The 17,011-nt window shown below is 53.7% G+C and carries 10 protein-coding genes; 6 read left to right on the forward strand and 4 right to left on the reverse strand.

Annotated elements, in window-relative coordinates:
- Positions 1-122 precede the first annotated feature (122 nt).
- From ABD852_RS16495 to ABD852_RS16505, 3 genes are all read left to right on the forward strand, one after another.
- Complete coding sequence (locus ABD852_RS16495; RefSeq protein WP_345030899.1) at positions 123-3,485, forward strand: SusC/RagA family TonB-linked outer membrane protein; 3,363 nt, start codon at positions 123-125, stop codon at positions 3,483-3,485.
- 122 nt (positions 3,486-3,607) lie between these two features.
- Complete coding sequence (locus ABD852_RS16500; protein ID WP_345030901.1) at positions 3,608-5,056, forward strand: RagB/SusD family nutrient uptake outer membrane protein; 1,449 nt, start codon at positions 3,608-3,610, stop codon at positions 5,054-5,056.
- Positions 5,057-5,116: 60 nt separating this feature from the next.
- Positions 5,117-8,248: a PVC-type heme-binding CxxCH protein gene (locus tag ABD852_RS16505; RefSeq protein WP_345030903.1), complete on the forward strand. Its 3,132-nt coding sequence runs from the start codon at positions 5,117-5,119 to the stop codon at positions 8,246-8,248.
- 59 nt (positions 8,249-8,307) lie between these two features.
- Here ABD852_RS16505 and ABD852_RS16510 read toward each other — a convergent pair whose 3' ends face one another.
- Together ABD852_RS16510 and ABD852_RS16515 are read right to left on the reverse strand one after the other, a co-directional pair.
- Positions 8,308-11,061: a hypothetical protein gene (locus tag ABD852_RS16510; protein ID WP_345030906.1), complete on the reverse strand. Its 2,754-nt coding sequence runs from the start codon at positions 11,059-11,061 to the stop codon at positions 8,308-8,310.
- A gap of 538 nt (positions 11,062-11,599) precedes the next feature.
- On the reverse strand, positions 11,600-12,484 hold the full coding sequence (locus ABD852_RS16515; RefSeq protein WP_345030910.1) for an AraC family transcriptional regulator: 885 nt from the start codon (positions 12,482-12,484) through the stop codon (positions 11,600-11,602).
- A 137-nt stretch (positions 12,485-12,621) separates the two neighbouring features.
- Between ABD852_RS16515 and ABD852_RS16520 the strand changes: the two genes are divergently transcribed.
- The gene (locus ABD852_RS16520) at positions 12,622-13,452 is read left to right on the forward strand and encodes a phytanoyl-CoA dioxygenase family protein (RefSeq protein WP_345030913.1); all 831 of its coding nucleotides are present in this window, start codon (positions 12,622-12,624) and stop codon (positions 13,450-13,452) included.
- 69 nt (positions 13,453-13,521) lie between these two features.
- On the opposite strand, the gene ABD852_RS16525 is transcribed toward ABD852_RS16520, so the two are convergent.
- Positions 13,522-14,382: a GNAT family N-acetyltransferase gene (locus tag ABD852_RS16525; protein ID WP_345030915.1), complete on the reverse strand. Its 861-nt coding sequence runs from the start codon at positions 14,380-14,382 to the stop codon at positions 13,522-13,524.
- Between the two features lie 172 nt (positions 14,383-14,554).
- Here ABD852_RS16525 and ABD852_RS16530 point away from each other — a divergent pair, with 172 nt between their 5' ends.
- Together ABD852_RS16530 and ABD852_RS16535 are read left to right on the forward strand one after the other, a co-directional pair.
- Positions 14,555-15,133, forward strand: coding sequence for a Crp/Fnr family transcriptional regulator (locus tag ABD852_RS16530; protein ID WP_345030917.1), 579 nt, complete (start codon positions 14,555-14,557; stop codon positions 15,131-15,133).
- A 61-nt stretch (positions 15,134-15,194) separates the two neighbouring features.
- The gene (locus ABD852_RS16535) at positions 15,195-16,478 is read left to right on the forward strand and encodes an adenylosuccinate synthase (protein WP_345030918.1); all 1,284 of its coding nucleotides are present in this window, start codon (positions 15,195-15,197) and stop codon (positions 16,476-16,478) included.
- Here the strand turns inward: ABD852_RS16535 and ABD852_RS16540 are convergent.
- A complete protein-coding gene (locus ABD852_RS16540; RefSeq protein WP_345030920.1) occupies positions 16,469-17,005 on the reverse strand; it encodes an AAA family ATPase in 537 nt (178 codons plus the stop codon). The genes ABD852_RS16535 and ABD852_RS16540 overlap by 10 nt on opposite strands.
- Positions 17,006-17,011 lie beyond the last annotated feature (6 nt).

Here is a 17,011-nt window from a genome sequence, read left to right on the forward strand (position 1 = left end):
GAAACCGAAACAGGGAGTTGTTTCCGGTCCTGCCATAAAAATGGATGCCGTCAGAGTCTTTGGCGAGAGCAAGACGGCATCCGGGCCAAATCCTTTTCCGATTTTAAACCTTAAACAAAGATATGAGAAATACTTCATACGGTTTGTTTCCATTCAACACCTTATCCTTCCAAATAGAAAAAGGAATGATCGTTGCAATTTTGCTCTCTTTCCAGATCCTTCAGGGTGGTACCCCGGCCAGCGGCGCACCATCGAGAGGCAATGCGCCGGCCATTTACGGGCCCCAATCGAACCTGAGGCAAGCGAAGGTATCGCTGGCCTTTAAGGGAGCGCCGCTCCGGGATGTTCTCAAAGAAATTGAACGGCAAACTTCGGTCAGCTTCTTCTTTAATAACCACCGCATCGACAGCCAGCGCAAAATCACCTTCAGGGAAACCGGTACGCTGGAACAGGTCATGAATAACCTGTTCGGCAGCCTCGGAATTGAATGGAAGCTGGAAGACCGCCAGATTGTGCTGACAGGCAAAGCACGCCCCGAGCCAATAGGCAGTTCACAGTTAAATGGCAGGCGAAGCGGGAGTGCGGTGCTTCAGGCTGCACCGGCGCCAGCGAGATCCGCAGCGGAAGTGGTAAAAGGGAAAGTAACGGACGAAAGCGGCATCGGCCTGCCCGGCGTGAGTATTCTCATCAAAAACACGCAGAGAGGCACAACTACTGATAATGAAGGAAATTTTGAGCTGGAAATCCCTGATGAAAATACCCTCCTGGTCTTTTCATTCGTAGGGTTTGCAACGCAGGAGGTTGCGGTAGGGCGGCAGCGCACTCTGTCAATCACCCTGGTGCAGGACGAAAAAGCCCTGGATGAGCTGGTCGTTGTGGGGTATTCTTCAAAGCAGCTCTCGGAGATTTCGAGCGCTGTCGCCACCGTGTCAGGCAGGAAGCTGAACGACGTAACGTCCAACAATACCACCAATCTCCTGCAGGGAAAAGCCGCGGGTGTCATCGTCTCCAATGCTTCCGGGGACCCGAACGCCACGTCGACAGTCATCATACGTGGCTCGGGCTCTATTACCGCCGGTGCGGGACCACTGATGGTGGTTGACGGTATCGTGGGCGGGTCCGCCAACCCCAATGACGTGGAGTCGGTCACCATTCTGAAAGATGCGGCGGCAACCGGGCTTTACGGCTCCCGGGCCTCTAACGGGGTGATCATTGTCACCACCAAGTCCGGGAAGTCCGGCAAACCCAGGATTGATTTCAGCATCAACACGGGAACCGCAACCCCTACCTCCGGCAATTTCAGGGTGATGGACTCCCGGGAACTTTATGATTATACCAAGAGCTTCTACCCGACCGACCGGTTCGACAAGGACATCCCTTCTTCTGTGCTGCAACAGAATACCAACTGGCGGGACCTCGCTTTCCGCACCGGGATTACACAGAACTATGTTTTGTCGCTTTCAGGCGGCACCGAAAAAACACGCTTTTACACAGCCGGCAATTATTACTACGAACAGGGTACGCTCCGCCATAATTCTGCCCGGCGGTTCAATCTCCGGACCAATATTACGCACGCCATTAATGACAAGCTCGAGCTGGCGGTCAAAATCAACCTGAGAAGAAACAACGCCGAATACGACCCGTCGGGTCTGGACGGCGCGCTGTACGGCGCCTACAACAACATGCCCTGGGACCGCCCCTACAATGCAGACGGCTCCGTCAACCGGGGTACGGAAGGCGGATGGTTCGGAAGAGAGCAGGAGAATTTTCTCCACGGTTGGCAGTATAACCGCAACAACAGCAACCAGTCGGGGGCCGATACCGATGTCAACCTCACCTACCACATTTCCAAAGGGCTTTCCTTTTCCTCGTATAACCGCGTAAGCTATACCAGCTCGAAAAGCGAGCTTTACAACGACGTACGCTCCAAAGCGGGCAAAGGCCTGGGTCGGCTTGGAAACGGTATGGGAGAGAATCTTTCAATGGTATCTTCCAACCGGTTGTACTACGATTTCAACATTGGCCTTCACGGGTTTAAAACCCTCGGTGTTGTTGAAATGGAAAAAAACCGTACCGAAGACCGGTATACCACCGGCGAAGGGTTCGCCCCGGGCCTGCATGTCATGAGCACTGCGTCACGGATTCTTAGTGCATCCGGCGATATCTTAGAAAATAGCTTTAACAAAGGCCTTGTCCAGCTGGATTACGACTATGCGAGCCGGTATTTTCTTTCGGCGTCGTACATCAGGGAATATTCCTCCCGTTTTGGAAGAAACAACAAAGCCGGCAATTTCTTCACGCTGGGCGCTTCGTGGCTGGTGAGCAATGAAGATTTCTTCGATAAGTCTACGGTCAACCTTCTGAAACTACGGGCCAGCTACGGCGTAACGGGTAACGCGCAGATCGACAATTACAAGGCCCTGGGACTCTATAGCTATGCCACGCAGTATGCCGGCAATTCAGGGGCAGAGCCCTTCCAGCTGGAGAATCAGGATCTCACCTGGGAAAAGGCAAAAAGCGGGAATATTGGTGTGGACATCGGGCTCTTTAACAAGCTGATGATCAACCTCGACGCCTATCAAAAAACCACGGACGGATTACTTCTCAACGTAGAATTGCCCTTTACCAGTGGTTTCCCGTCCGTCACCCGCAATGTAGGCGCCATCAGGAACAAGGGCGTTGAAGCCAATTTAACCTATAACCTGAGCAGCGGCGCTTTCACCTGGGATGCGGGTCTGAACATCGCGTTCAACAAAAGCAATGTCCTCACGCTTAACCAGGGAAAAGACATCAGGCAGGGTAACCTCCTGATCAGCGAAGGGAAAGAACTGTATATGTGGCAGATGAGGAAATGGGCAGGAGTTGATCCTGCGAACGGGGACCCGCAATGGGAAAAAATCACGACGGAAGCCGATGGTTCCCAGGTCAAAACCATCACCAACAACTACAGCGACGCCACGCTCCAGGTGGTGGGCCCCTCTCTGCCGGATTTTACCGGCGGTATGTCCAACACCTTCGGCTATAAGAGATTTACCCTTAACCTGTTCTTTAATTTCGTGAGCGGCAACAAGATTTATCACACTTCGCGCCAGCTATTCGACTCAGACGGAGCATATTACACGTATAACAGCATGGCACTGGCCGACGGCTGGAGCCGCTGGCAAAAAGCCGGCGACGTTGCGACGCACCCCAAACCGGTATTCGGGGGCAACCGCAACTCCAACCAGGCCTCGTCCCGCTACCTGGAAAACGGCAGCTACCTGCGGCTCAGGAACGTAAGCCTGGGCTACGATCTGCCGGAATCATTGCTTCAGAAAATCAGGATGAAGCACGCGCGCCTGAGCGTGAGCGCCGACAACCTGCTGACGTTCACCAAATTCTCGGGCATGGACCCGGAGGTAGTCATCGGTTCAGGTGGCGGGTCATCGAGTATCAAATACCCGATCAGCAGAAAAGTCATGTTTGGTATTAACGTAGGTTTTTAGAATAGCCATGAGTAGTGAGGTATTAGCTATGAGTAGTGAGGTGTTAGCTATGAGAGAATTGGCGTAAGCGCTCACACCTCACACCTCAAACCTCACACCTCACCGCTCAAACCTTTATCCCAATGAAAACAACCATCATAAAAATAGCACTCTCGCTCTCGGTAGTATGCGCCGGTTGCGACACCGATTTGCAGCCCTATACCGGGAAGTCGAACGAAACGGCGCTTTCTACCCTGTCGGACATCCAGATTGCCACCTATGGCAACTATGCCATGCTGGTAGCCGAGCCGTATACCCGCCACTACCTTACACTGAATGAGTGGCCGGGCGACAACGTCGTACAAAGTGGCGCCGATGGCGACCAGGCATCACTAGGGGCTTCGTACCAGCACATCCCGACCATGTACCCCACCACCGACTTCTGGCAACAGTCGTATAAGCTGATTTACGGCACCAACCTGATCATCGAGCGCATCGCGGACGGCGAATCTCCCGAGCTCGACCAGCTGAAAGGAGAAAATCTTTTCCTGCGGGCACTCGCACATTTCAACCTGGTGCGCCTTTTTGGTCGTCCTTTTACGCAGGGGAACGGGGAAAACCCCGGCGTTCCGGTAATCCTGACGGCACAGCCGCCCATGGAGGTAGCCCGCAACTCGGTAAAAGAAGTATATGAGGCAGTTATACAGGATCTCGAAAAGGCTTCCAATCTCATGACGGTTGAAAAAAATGCCAATTTTGCCTCCCGTGAGACTGCCTGGGCCCTTCTTTCGCGCGTGTACCTCTACCAGAACGAAAACGACAAGGCCATTGCGTTCGCCAATAAGGTGATTGAATCGGGCAAATATGAGCTGGCCAATCGCGACACTTATATCAAATCGCCTACCCTGGTGCCGGAGTCCAACCCCGAAACCATTTTTAATTTCAGGCATACCATCGCAGATAATAAGGATAAAAATGCCGTAGGTTCCCTTTATTACAACGACCCGGCAACGCTATCTACCGGTTGGGGTGAGTATTACACCTCTCAATCACTGATGGACCTGCTGATGAAACACCCGGAGGACGCCCGGCTCAAATTTATAACCGTGCATTATATCAATGGCGTACTGCAATACCGCGGCACTTCCCCGCAGTATTTCATTAACAAGTTCAACTGGCAGGAGGGCATTGCCAACCTGTCGTCACCGGTATACCTCCGCCTGGCCGAAATGTACCTGAACCGTGCGGAAGCGCTGGCAAAAACCGGCGATGCGAAAGGCGCCCTCGACGACGTCAACCTGATCCGCAAACGGGCGGGTTTAACCGGTAACGCGCTGTATTCGACCGGCAACATGCAAGGGCATGCCACCGCGCTGGAGGTGGTGCTGGAGGAACGCCGCATGGAGCTCGCCTACGAAGGACATCGCCCCGGGGATTTGTACCGGAACAACCTGCCGCTGGTACGGGCTTACCCCGGCATGCACGGAACAGACAATTTTCATTTCCGCGTAGAACCTACCGATCCCAGGGTGGTTTTCTACATTCCGGAAAGGGAAATAATTGTGAACCCCAGTCTGAAGCAAAACCCATAATATCCCTCCTGCGCGGCAGGTGCCGCGCAGGGAAAAGAGTACCTATAAACGTTTATATCAATGTTACACAAGAAGCGATCCCTGCTGTCAAAAGGAATTCCGCTGCTGGCCCTGCTGGGCCTTGCCGCGCTCCCGAAACAGCTCAGCGACTCTCCTATTCCGGCCCCCGGGCTTCACGTTCCTGAAGGTTTTACTATTGAACAGGTAGTAGATCCCGCCCTGATTTCTTACCCCATGTTTGCCTCCTATGACGAACGGGGGCGGCTTTTTGTCTTTGAATCGACCGAAATCAACGACATGGGTACCGAGACAATGCTCAAAAACCCGACTTACCATGTCCGCCTGCTGGAAGATACCGACGGCGATGGCAAGTTCGACAAGAGCGGCATCTTTGCCGATAAAATCCCGCTTCCTATGGGCGGCGTCTTCCACCAGGGCAGCCTCTATGTCACCGAATCTCCCAACCTGGTAAAATACACGGACACCGACGGTGACGGCAAATCAGACAAACGCGAGGTGCTGATGAGCGGCTGGGTATTGCACGCCAACGGGGCTACCCTCCACGGGCCTTTTATGGGGCCTGACGGCTGGCTTTATATGACCGATGCCCGCCGCAGCTTCAACATCACCACCAAAGAGGGGGTCAATCTCAAAGGAAAAGGAGCGCGGATCTGGCGCTGCAGGACCGACGGAAGCGGCCTGGAATGGATTTCTGCCGGCGGGTTCGACAATTCAATTGAACTGGCCTTCATGCCGGGTGGCGAGACAATCGGTACCATGACTTACTTTGTTGACCCGCAAGGCGGTTTCCGCGATGCACTGATGCATTGGGTAGAAGGCGGCGTATATCCCAAACCCAACCCGGTTATACAGGAAGACCAGTTAAAACTGACCGGCCCGCTCATGCCGGTGCTGAGCAAAACGGCCCGCGTAGCACCCTCCGGCCTGATGCGCCTCGAAAACCAGGAATGGGGCAAAGCATTTCAGGGTAACCTCTTCAGCGCTGAATTCAATACCGGCAGGATTATGCGCCATGAAATAAAGACTGCCGGCGCCAGCTATACCAGCGTAGATACCCCGTTCATGACGTCGTCTGTCGCTGACAGCCATCCGACAGACGTCCTGATGGACGCCGACGGCGGTATGCTGGTGGTTACCACCGGCGGCTGGTTCATAGAAGGCTGCCCGCTTTCAAGGGTAGCCAAACCGGATGTAATAGGCGGCATCTTCCGGATCCGGAAGAACGGCGTTGCGCAGACCAAAGACCCCTGGGGCAACGCAATCAACTGGTCTGCCTCGACACCGGCACAGTTGAAATCACTCCTGGCCGATAAAAGACCGGCGGTGAGAAAACGGGCCATACAGCAGCTGGTTGAAAAAGGAGACGCATCTATCGCGGTTTTCCGTTCGAAAATTGCCGCTACCCAGGATGCGGAAGAAGCTGCAGCGCTGACTTTTGCCATTTCACGTATCGGCACCCCGGCTTCACTAGCGGCGGTACGGTCAATGCTTTCAAACAAAAGCCCGCTGGTGAGGACCGCTTCTGCACGCGCGCTCGGCATGGCCCGCGATAAAGCAGCTGTGCCCCTTCTGTCAAAGGCAGCAGCTACCGACGTGCCCCAGGTGAGCCGGCAGGCGGCTACCGCACTCGGTCAAATAGGCGATGCAACGGCCATTCCTTCCCTGTTGAAAGCAGTCGCCCGGACCGATGACCGCTTTGTAGAACACGCCGTCATTTATACGCTGATCTCGCTGAATGATAGCAACGCCTTGCTATCGGCACTACAGAACCCGTCGGAACGGGTAAAAAAGGCGGCCATTATCGCACTTGATCAAATGGATAACTCCCCGTTGAAAAAAGAGCACCTCGCGCCGTTCCTGGCCAGCAACAGCGCTGATCTCCGGACCGTAGGCATCTGGGTAGCTACGCACCGCCCCGAATGGACCGACCTGGTAGTTGATTTTATGAAGAAGCAGCTCACCAAAAAGGACCACACCGACGAAGAGCTAATGGCGCTGCGCGACCTGATGGTGACCTTCTGCAAGAATGACGAAATGCAGCAGTTCGTTTCCAAACAGCTTCGGGAAAGTGTTGAACCGGCGGAAAAACTCCTGTTCCTCTCTGTAATCGGCCGTTGCGACGTACGTCAGCTGCCATCCACCTGGACTGATCAGCTGAAAGAGCTGATGACGTCAAAGGATGGAGCCATCGTTTCAGAGGCGCTTAACCTCATTCAATCGAGACGTGTGAAAGGTGTAGATCAACCTTTGCTTGGCCTTTTCCGCAATACGTCAGTTCCGGCTGCATTACGCGTCAAGGCGCTCGCAGCCCGCATTGCCACCACCCCCGAGCTCGGCGACCAGGATTTCGGTCTCCTTTCAGATTTACTTGGCAAGAAACAGGAAGCTCCCGTGCGTCAGGCTGCAGTAAACGTACTGGGCCAGATGAAACCGACCGAAAGCCAGCTGCTTTCCGTTGCCGGACAGACACTTCCGGAAGCCGACCCTTTCCTGCTCCCGGGGCTTATGGAGGTTTTCGGCCACAGCACATCTGAAAAAGTGGGACAACGCTTTGTGCAAACGCTGACCAGGATCTCTGACAACCTGACGAACATACCGGAACAGGACCTGGCCCGCATTCTTTCCAAATACCCGGCAGGCGTAAAAGAGCAGGCCAAACCGGTAATTGCGAAAATCCGTAGCCTGCATGCTGCCCAGCAGGAAAGACTGACCTCTCTCGAAAGTGAGCTGAAAGGCGGCGATGTGCTGGAGGGCCGCAAGCTCTTCTTCGGCAAAGCTTCTTGTTCGGCCTGTCACGCAGTAGGACCAGAGGGAAATCCTTTCGGGCCCGACCTGACCAACATCGGTGATATCAGGTCTAGCTCCGATATCCTGGAAGCTATTGTTTTCCCCAGCTCAAGCTTTGCAAGAGAGCATGAGACAGTGAACGTCGTAACTGCATCCGGAACTTATATGGGGATCATCAAAGAACAAACCGCCGACTACGTGGTGGTTGCGCCGGGCCCCGGACCGGGGCTGCGCATCAACCGGTCGGAAATCAAATCCATTGATCCTCACAACGTGTCGATGATGCCTCCGGGATTGGATGAGCTGCTTGAGAAAAAAGAGCTTGCCGACCTTATGGCCTTCCTGGAGTCTTTGCCTGACGGCATTAAAAATCTCAAAAAGTAATCCTACACCATATGAGGGTGTCTAAAACGGTTGTTTCAGACACCCTCTTTTTTACACACCTAATCTTCAGCAGGCGCTATCACGTAAGCTCCTTTTCGGCCCTCGAAATAGAGAGTATGCCTGCCCTCTTCTACTGTTAATTTCAGGTTGGTACGGGGTTTTCCACCCGAAACCGTCCATTTCCCCGCTTTCATACCGGTTAATACAGCCTGTACGCCGGCTTTGCCCGGCACTTTCAACGTAAATTTCTCCGCGATAAGCCCGCCTGTTCTGCTTACGCTTACCAATCTGTCGCCAAGCACAACTACGTCGCTTACCTCAGTACTCAAATGCTGCACCGGCATGGGTTTTACACCATCGGCGGTTACCTGGAACACGGTCAGGAAATGATCCCTCGCGGCGGCTTTCAGCGGGGAGACCATGATCCTGTGCCCCTTTATTTCAGGCAGATTCACATCAGGTGCCTGCACTTTTTTTACCAGCGAGCTGTTCGCCTCCCCGCCACTCTTTACGCTGATGGTTCGCTCCTGTGGGTTCGGAACAAGCATTTCGGCATAGGTAAAACCTTTTTTACCTTCCCGCTCGCTGTGCAGCACAAAACCCTTTTCATTTATGACCGGCTCATTCAGCGCATTGATCTGCCAGTATTTTTTAAATGCCGGGTTGGAAGCGGTGATGTCGTCGGCCATGACGATCGCCGCAGGGATATCGGTGCTCTCCAGGTTCAGGAAGACAAAACTGCGGTTAAATTTTTCTACTTTTTTTGTGTACGCGCTTGCGAGGTCTACCGAGAAATAGCTGAAAGCGGGTTTCTGCTTTGACGGGCCAAAATCTGCCGCCAGGACTTCTCCATTTTTATACCAGGGGTCGGTCGTTACCTCTTCGGCGGTTTTGGGGTAGCGCTGGTTGAACCTGGTACCGCCGTCGATGTCCTGGCTCCGCGGTATTTCTTCTGAAGGATCTTCAACAAGCACCATACTATGCGCAATAGAGCGCTTGTTAAAACTGAAGTCGTAGGGCGTACCATAAAACTTGTATACCCCCAGGTCGCCGAACTGCAGGCCGCGATAGTAAAGCTGGACAGAGCCGGCGTCGCTGTGCTGGTGATTTCCGAAATGATAGCCGCCACCCTTTACCTCAGCTACCACGTCGGGACTATCCATCCCGATATTCCACCCTGTGCGGGCAATCATGGATCCCAGCACCGGGCCGAAATCCTTTGTGAGCGGCAGTGACGTCACGTCCTCGTTTGCTTTTACCGCCGGGTCGTTGAGCAGCAGGAACAGGACCGGGTCAGCAGGCAACCCGCCTTGCCTCACAAATTCGCCTTTAATAAGCGGGTCTTTAGAGTAAGCATAACAAAGCAGCATGGTGAGCGGCGCCTTCCAATAGAAAACTTCCCCCGGTTTCCCGGTGCCGAAACCGTCGCCATCGCGCAGCATCTGACCGTCGGGCAGGCGCATGTACTGGAAATATTCCGGAACGCGTTTGATATTGTCGTCGAATACCGGTTTCCCGAGCATCCGTTCGAAAAGCAGGGCCGCATGCATGTCCCAGGCGAACCGGTAAGCGCCATAGCTGACTCCCTGGTTGTGCCGGGGCGACTGGTACTCGAATTTTCGAAGCGGGACCAAGGTTTCGAGCACGACATAGGACGTATACTGGTAGGGAAGCGGGTCTTCGTTGTATAACGCAATACTCATGGAAAGAAGATCGCGGCATACCTGCGCCTCGTTGCCGTGGCCGTTGACAATGCTCGTCAGAAACGGAGGCCAGCCGATTTCCATATCGTCCGACAATCGCATCAGGTGCTTTTGCAGAGACAATTTGTCTTCGGTGGAGAGGAGATCGTAGCACCAGTCGTATACCAGTGAAGTGGTATAGATAGCGCGGCCGATTTCCCTGGTAATATCCAGCAGGTTGCCAAATTCCACCAGTGAAATGTAGTTCCGGATCAACGTTACCGCCTCCCGTCCTGTCTTTTGGTCACCGGTCATGAGGTAGTAAAAGGCTTTGGCTTCGGCGGCCTTTTCCAGCTTCGGATCGAAGGAAACCTCCTGGTTGGGTTCAAACTTAAAATCATAGGACTCGGCGGCGGCTTTCTCTACTTTTTTCCAGGCGTCACGATGTTCCGGGCTGTCAAGGCCGGCTTTCAGGGCAGGTAACGTCTGCCGGTTTACCCATAGCCGCGGATGAGAAGCGGGCGGCGTAACAGCCGGCTTGTAATTCACCGCTCCCTCAGGAATTTTAGGCGCCACATAGGGTTTCAACTCAATATATTCGAGCCTGACCCCCCTAGGCAGCCAGATCTTGAGCTGCTGGTCCCGGCCCGAAAATTCAAACTTCCCGGATTCCTGTCTTTTCACATCCCAAGGCACATACACCACCCTTTTGGTGGGCCGGTTTTCGTCGATCTGTATTTTGATATAGAGCGATTCGAACTTGGTTTTTGCCTTTTTCATCATTTCGGCTCCTTCTTCGTCAGTAACGGCGAAAGTGTGCATCAGGTACCGCCCGGGAGCCGGGAGTTTCACGTCAAAAACCACGTCGGCATCAACGCGCCCGCTGTCGATGGCCGGCTGTATCCCCGATTTTAATGAAACGCCTTTACCCTCGCCGAGGCGCTCGTCGGTTACGATGCCCGCCGTTGCCGGGTTGACCCTGGCCGAAGCAGCGGTGAAACGAAAAGGGGCCGGAGCCGTGGGTGCCGCAGTTTCTACGCGGCTTCCGCCTTCAGGAATATTTCCCGCTTTAGAGAATACAGGGAGAATTGCCAGGCATAAGCCGGCGATCAGAAACAAGTTTTTTTTCATCGTGAAAACCTTAACCGGAGTATGAGAATAAACCTGTTCGTATAATCTGGTATTTAAGGGGAGATACTAGGGGGGAGGGTGAGGGATGAGGTGTGAGGTGTGAGGGATGAGTGAGTGGGCGTGGCTTTATTTTTAGAATGTGGGGAAGTGACAAGGAGAGTGTCGTTGGGACAATGTTTCACTACAGTACGATTGTAACAACCAAAGACCTACTGCTTAGAAGGCAGTGGTTGGTTTCAACTTTACTACGCCTTCCACATCACCTCCTCATTCCCAAAGCAGACAGCGCGAACTGCATTACTACCGCTCACGCTGCCCATCAAAGGTCCCGGAAGTTCCGGGCACAACTGTATTTCCAGGATGGCCCGGAGAATACAATAGATAAAGGAGGATTATAATAACGTCTAAAGTAATACTCCCGGGGAAGCAAACAAATGACTTTCATCATGTTTGCTCAGCTAAGTCGCAGCAGGATGCTCCCGGGCGTAATTCAGTCAAAAAAATACGCGCGGCGGGTACATGGTATCCGTTGTTTACATCAGCCGTTCGAATGCCGGAGCTTCCTGAGAAAATCCTTCCGGTATTGCAGCGGGCTGATTTTCATCCGGCGCCTGAACACCTTATAGAAATGGGATAAATCCCCGAAGCCGCTATCAAAGGCTATGTCGGTCATCGATCGCTCCGACATCAGAAGCTGCTCGCGGGCAAAATGGATCCGGTAATCAGTAACGGTCTCTACAAACGTTTTTCCCGTCACCCGCTTGAAGTATTTGCAGAAAGCGCTTGCAGACATACTTACCGCCGAAGCTACCTTTTCAAGTACCACCTTGTCCCGGAAGTTTTCTACCACGTAAGCCAAAGCAATGCTGATCCGCTCCTGCTCGCCGGGCTTCGACAGGCCCATCGTACCGTCAGTGTCGAGAAGTTCGTATTGTCTTGAACTGGCCAGCATCTCCAGGAGTTCAAGCAAAGCAATCATTCTCCGGAAGCGATCCTCCTCCCGGCTCAGTGACTTCATCATCCCCGTAGCATCCGCTACCGTGTCGCCCAGGAAACGTATACCGCAGGCACTTCTTCTGAAGAGCTCCGAAATTGACGCCAGCTCCGGCCGCTCGAAAAAAGCCGGGCCGAGGAACATGCTCTCAAACTGCACCAGGATGGAATGCGACCTTAACTCTCCTCTGACTATGTCCTCCGATTTCCAGCAATGCGGAAGGTCCGGGCCCAGCAATACCAGGTCTCCCGCGCCATAAGCCTGGATGCTCTTCCCGACGAAGCGGGTACCGGTACCGGCGGTGATGAGGGTCAGCTCAAATTCAGGATGAAAATGATAAGGCGCAGTGAACTTCTCCAGCGCAAAATTATTTACCAGGAAAGAAGATTTGTCATTGGGCGTAATACTTTCGAAAGTGGCCCTTATCATCGCTTATTTTTTTGATATTTTTAACAATTTCTAATTTCAGGACAAAATAAACCATTAATTGGAAATTTTTTGCCTTACTATTTCTTTCCGCATTCTACAATTTTGCAGCACCTTTACTACAAAAAGCTGTATTTATTATGAATAAAACACTAAACCCGCCCGATCTGAGCGGTTATAAAAACATAACGGAGGAACAACAAACCTACTTCCGGGAAAACGGTCACGTGCTCATCCCCGGCGTTCTCAATGCTGACGAGGTTGCCTTCTACCGTGAGGCCATCAATGCCGCAACCTTCGCCAACAACAAGGAAACCCGCGATATCAAAGACCGCGACACTTATGGAAAGGCTTTTCTCCAGGTCATGAATCTCTGGACCGTCGACCCGGTTGTAAAACATTTTACGCTGGCGCAACGCTTTGCCAAAATAGCGGCAGATCTTCTGGGCGTCGACCGGGTACGACTCTACCACGACCAGGCGCTTTACAAAGAGCCGGGCGGCGGGCACACCCCCTGGCACCAGGACCAATACTATTGGCCACTGGACACGCGCAATACCGTCACCATGTGGATGCCGCTCGTAGACATTGACGTAGACATGGGTATGCTTACCTTCGCTTCAGGCTCGCACAAAAAGGGCTTCGCCGTAGACGTAGGCATTTCCGACCAGTCGGAAAATGAATTCCTGGACCTCATACAATCACAGGGCATGGCCGTTACGCGGGCCGAAACCATGAAAGCCGGTGATGCCACCTGGCATTACGGCTGGACCTTCCACGCGGCCCCCGGCAACAATACGCCCGACCGGATGCGGGAGGTAATGACCGTGATTTATTTCGCCGACGGCGCCAGGGTCACCGAACCGCAAAATCAAAATCAGCAGGCCGATCTTGATACCTGGCTTCGCAGTCGTCCCGTCGGAAGCCTCGCCGATTCCGATCTGAATCCACTGGTATACGCGAAACAATAAGCGGAGTTCAGCGCTCCACGGCTCCGCCCGACAACCATTCCGCCGGGCGGAGCCATGGAGAAAAAAAACTTAACCTTTTTCCGGTCCCGAGCTGGCCCACATCCACTCGGGCTTGTCGCGTGGTTCCGGCCCGAGGCACATTCTCATAAACCCGCGCTGCCTTTCGAAACCGCGGGCTTCCACCCATTTTATTGCCCCGGGATTTGCCAGGGGAATGTCCAGGAAACAAGCCGTACCGGGAAAAGCCGAAGCCAGGTCTGCCATAAGCGCTGCTCCAGCAGCTTCGGTAACCGCCGTAACCGGACCGATCTGCACCGCGTTGCGGCCCTTGCGGAAACCGGCAAAGCCGGCAAGCCGGCCGGATTGATCTCTGTTCAGGTAAAAGGAAGGGGGGGCAGCCGGATGAAGCAATGCGAGAAAGGAACACCGGTCCGCACCTGCACTTATCGCGTCCAGGGCAGCGATCTCCGCCATCACCGAAGCGTCCGCGTAGCGTCTCACTGCCCGTTCCGGCGCGGCCGCACCGGGAAATCTACCCGCATAACGTACCAGCTCAAATTCAATCCGGAACCCCAGTTTTTGATACACCGGCAAGCCCAGGGGCGTGGCATCCAGCCGGATCGTCTGAGCTCCCGAGTCGCGGAGATAGGCAATCGCGTGAGCCATCAGCTCCCGCGCAACTCCCCGGCCGCGTGCCGCCCTGTCTACCAGGACCATGGCAATCCAGCCGGTTGTACCGAAGCGGCAGCAGGTGGTCGTGGCAACTCCTACCCCATTCAGATCCCCGACAAAACACCCATCAGGTTCCAGCCTGATCGCCCGCTCCCAATCGTCGTCAAGCTGGTTCCAGCCGGCCTGCTCCACCAGTTGACGGCAAAGCGGGAAGTCGGCACGGGTCAGGCGACGGATAATAAGACGGTCAGGATCCAAAACTCACAAAATTGGTTCACCTCAAACTTCGGAAAAAATTCCTGAATACTACGCTGTCGGCCGTAAAGCTGCAATAACGGTCCCGGGCGCCGCATTTTTATTGTCAAATGACAATGGCCGGGAGTACCCGTTTCTCTACCTTTATGCTCCGGCACCTTTCGACCGTCTGCAAATGGAAGAATTATTGAACTACCTTAAAAAGTTTGGCAACGTTTCGGAAACGGAGGAGCAGGCGATAGCAGCATCCTTCAAAAATACAATTATTCCCAAAGGCGAATATTTCACCGAAGCCGGGAAAACCAGCAACAGTATTGCCTTTGTCAGGTCCGGGGTATTCCGCACTTTGTATTACAACAAATCAGGAGACGATTTCACGCGGTATTTCATCTACGAAGGCAGGTTTATCGGCGACTTACAGGCATTCACCGAACAAACGCCCGCTACTGAATACACCGAAGCCATCACCGACAGTGAAGTGTGGAGCATCAGTTTCTCCGGTTTCGCCGCCCTGGAAAAAAAAGTGACGGTATGGCCGCGCCTCCTGGCCAAGCTGCACGGATTTTCCATCGAAAGCAAACTCAAAACAGCCAGTATGATGCTCAATCTCGACGCAAAGGCCCGCTATCTTCATTTTCTCCAGCACTATCCGGGGCTCGCCAACCGCGTTCCGCAGGCCATGCTGGCGTCCTACCTGGGCGTAACGCCGTCGTCATTAAGCCGGATCAGGAAATCCATTCTCCCCGGCCGTTAGTTGTCAAATGACAATTGCCGGCGAGTAGACCGTCCTTAATTTTGTCCAAAAAACAATCAATATGGATATCGTTTTGGGACTACAGTGGGGAGATGAAGGCAAAGGAAAATTCATCGATTTTATCAGCCGCAATTACAACATTGTCGCGCGCTTCAACGGTGGCGCCAATGCCGGCCACAGCATCGTTTACAAGAACAAAAAAATTACGCTGAAGTCCCTGCCTTCCGGCATCCTGCTTCCCGGTGTACAAAACCTGTTGGGGTCGGGTGTGGTGATAGACCCCGTCAGCTTTCAAAAAGAGGTACAGTCACTGACTGATTTCGACAGCGACCTTACCCCCCGGAAACACCTGCTGATTTCGCGAAAGGCCAACCTCCTGCTTCCCACGCATAAATGGCGGGATGTTTACATGGAGAATGATCCCGCTTACCGCACCATCGGCACGACTCAAAACGGCATCGGACAGGCCTACGCAGACAAGGCACTTCGCCAAAATTTCCGGGCAGGCGACATTTTTGCCCCGGGGTTCGAGGCGGAGCTTCTTCAAAGCTGGGACAGGCAATGCGCCGAACTGGCCCGGCTGGGCGTGAATGTGCCCGACACAGAACTCGACCTTTTCCTCGACGCCATTTCATTCCTTAAAGATTTCGCCATCACCGACACCGAGCTGTTCCTCAACGAAGCGATCAGAACCGGGAAAAAAGTACTCGCAGAGGGTGCCCAGGCAACGCTTCTCGACATCGATCACGGCACCTACCCTTATGTAACCTCTTCCACTACGCTCGCCGCCGGCGCATGCAGCAGTCTCGGCGTCTCGCCCAGGCTGGTCGGTAAGATTTACGGCGTGGCGAAAGCCTATTGCACCCGCGTCGGGAACGGTGTTTTCCCGACGGAAATACAAGGCAAAACCGGGGGTCTTATCCGCGAAAAAGGTCATGAATTCGGGTCTAATACCGGCAGGGCGAGGAGAATCGGCTGGCTCGACCTGCCTGCTCTCAGGTATTCGGTCATGCTCAACGGGGTAACACACCTGGTCCTCACCAAAGCGGATATCCTGGATGATTTTGATCGTATCCAGGTATGCACCCACTATCAATGCGGCGACCATATCTCGGCGGATGCCTCGTCTTTGTTCACGCAGCAAGAAATAAAACCGGTCTGGTTAGAGCTCGAAGGCTGGAAACAAAACATCTCCAACAGGAAAAACCCCGCGGAGTTGCCGCCGGCACTACTGAATTTTCTTGCTTTCCTGGAACGTGAGCTTCAGATACCCGTCGGCTACCTTTCGGTCGGCCCTGACCGGGAACAGATCATGAAACGGGAAAACATTGCTACTCACAAATAGTCCAGAATAAAATCTGCCCGCTCCGGCACAGGCAGATGCGGGATTTCGACCAGGTCGTACCCCAGACCGGCATAGACTTCGTTCATCACGTCGTAGGTAGCGACGGCCTCCCTGAATGATTGTTTTCGTTCGGTATCGTTGACATAAATTTCCGGCCAGGGAGGTGTCACAAAAACCGTTTGGCAATACCTGTAGCGCATAACCGCCAGCCTGATTTCATCAGGAACCGGCAGGTTACACAGCCTTAGATAACCGACTGTGTCCGGCAGTCCCCGGTCAAAAAAAGTAAGCGCGCCGGTTTCGGCCGCCAATTGATGGCTGCGTACCGCCATGTGAAACATTTCGATGGCGTAGCCCTCCCGGTCTGCCCAGGGAAGCTTGCTCCCCCCGGTTTCGATTTGGTGCCGGATAATATGCCTCCCGGATTCCGCCACGCAGGCATACCCGGCGCGGTCCAAATACTCGAGTATCGACGTCTTCCCCATTCCCGGTCCGCCGGTAATGACGATGGCTTTGGTATTGATCATGAGGTG

The organism is Ravibacter arvi (assembly GCF_039540405.1).
Classification (GTDB): Bacteria; Bacteroidota; Bacteroidia; order Cytophagales; family Spirosomataceae; genus Ravibacter; species Ravibacter arvi.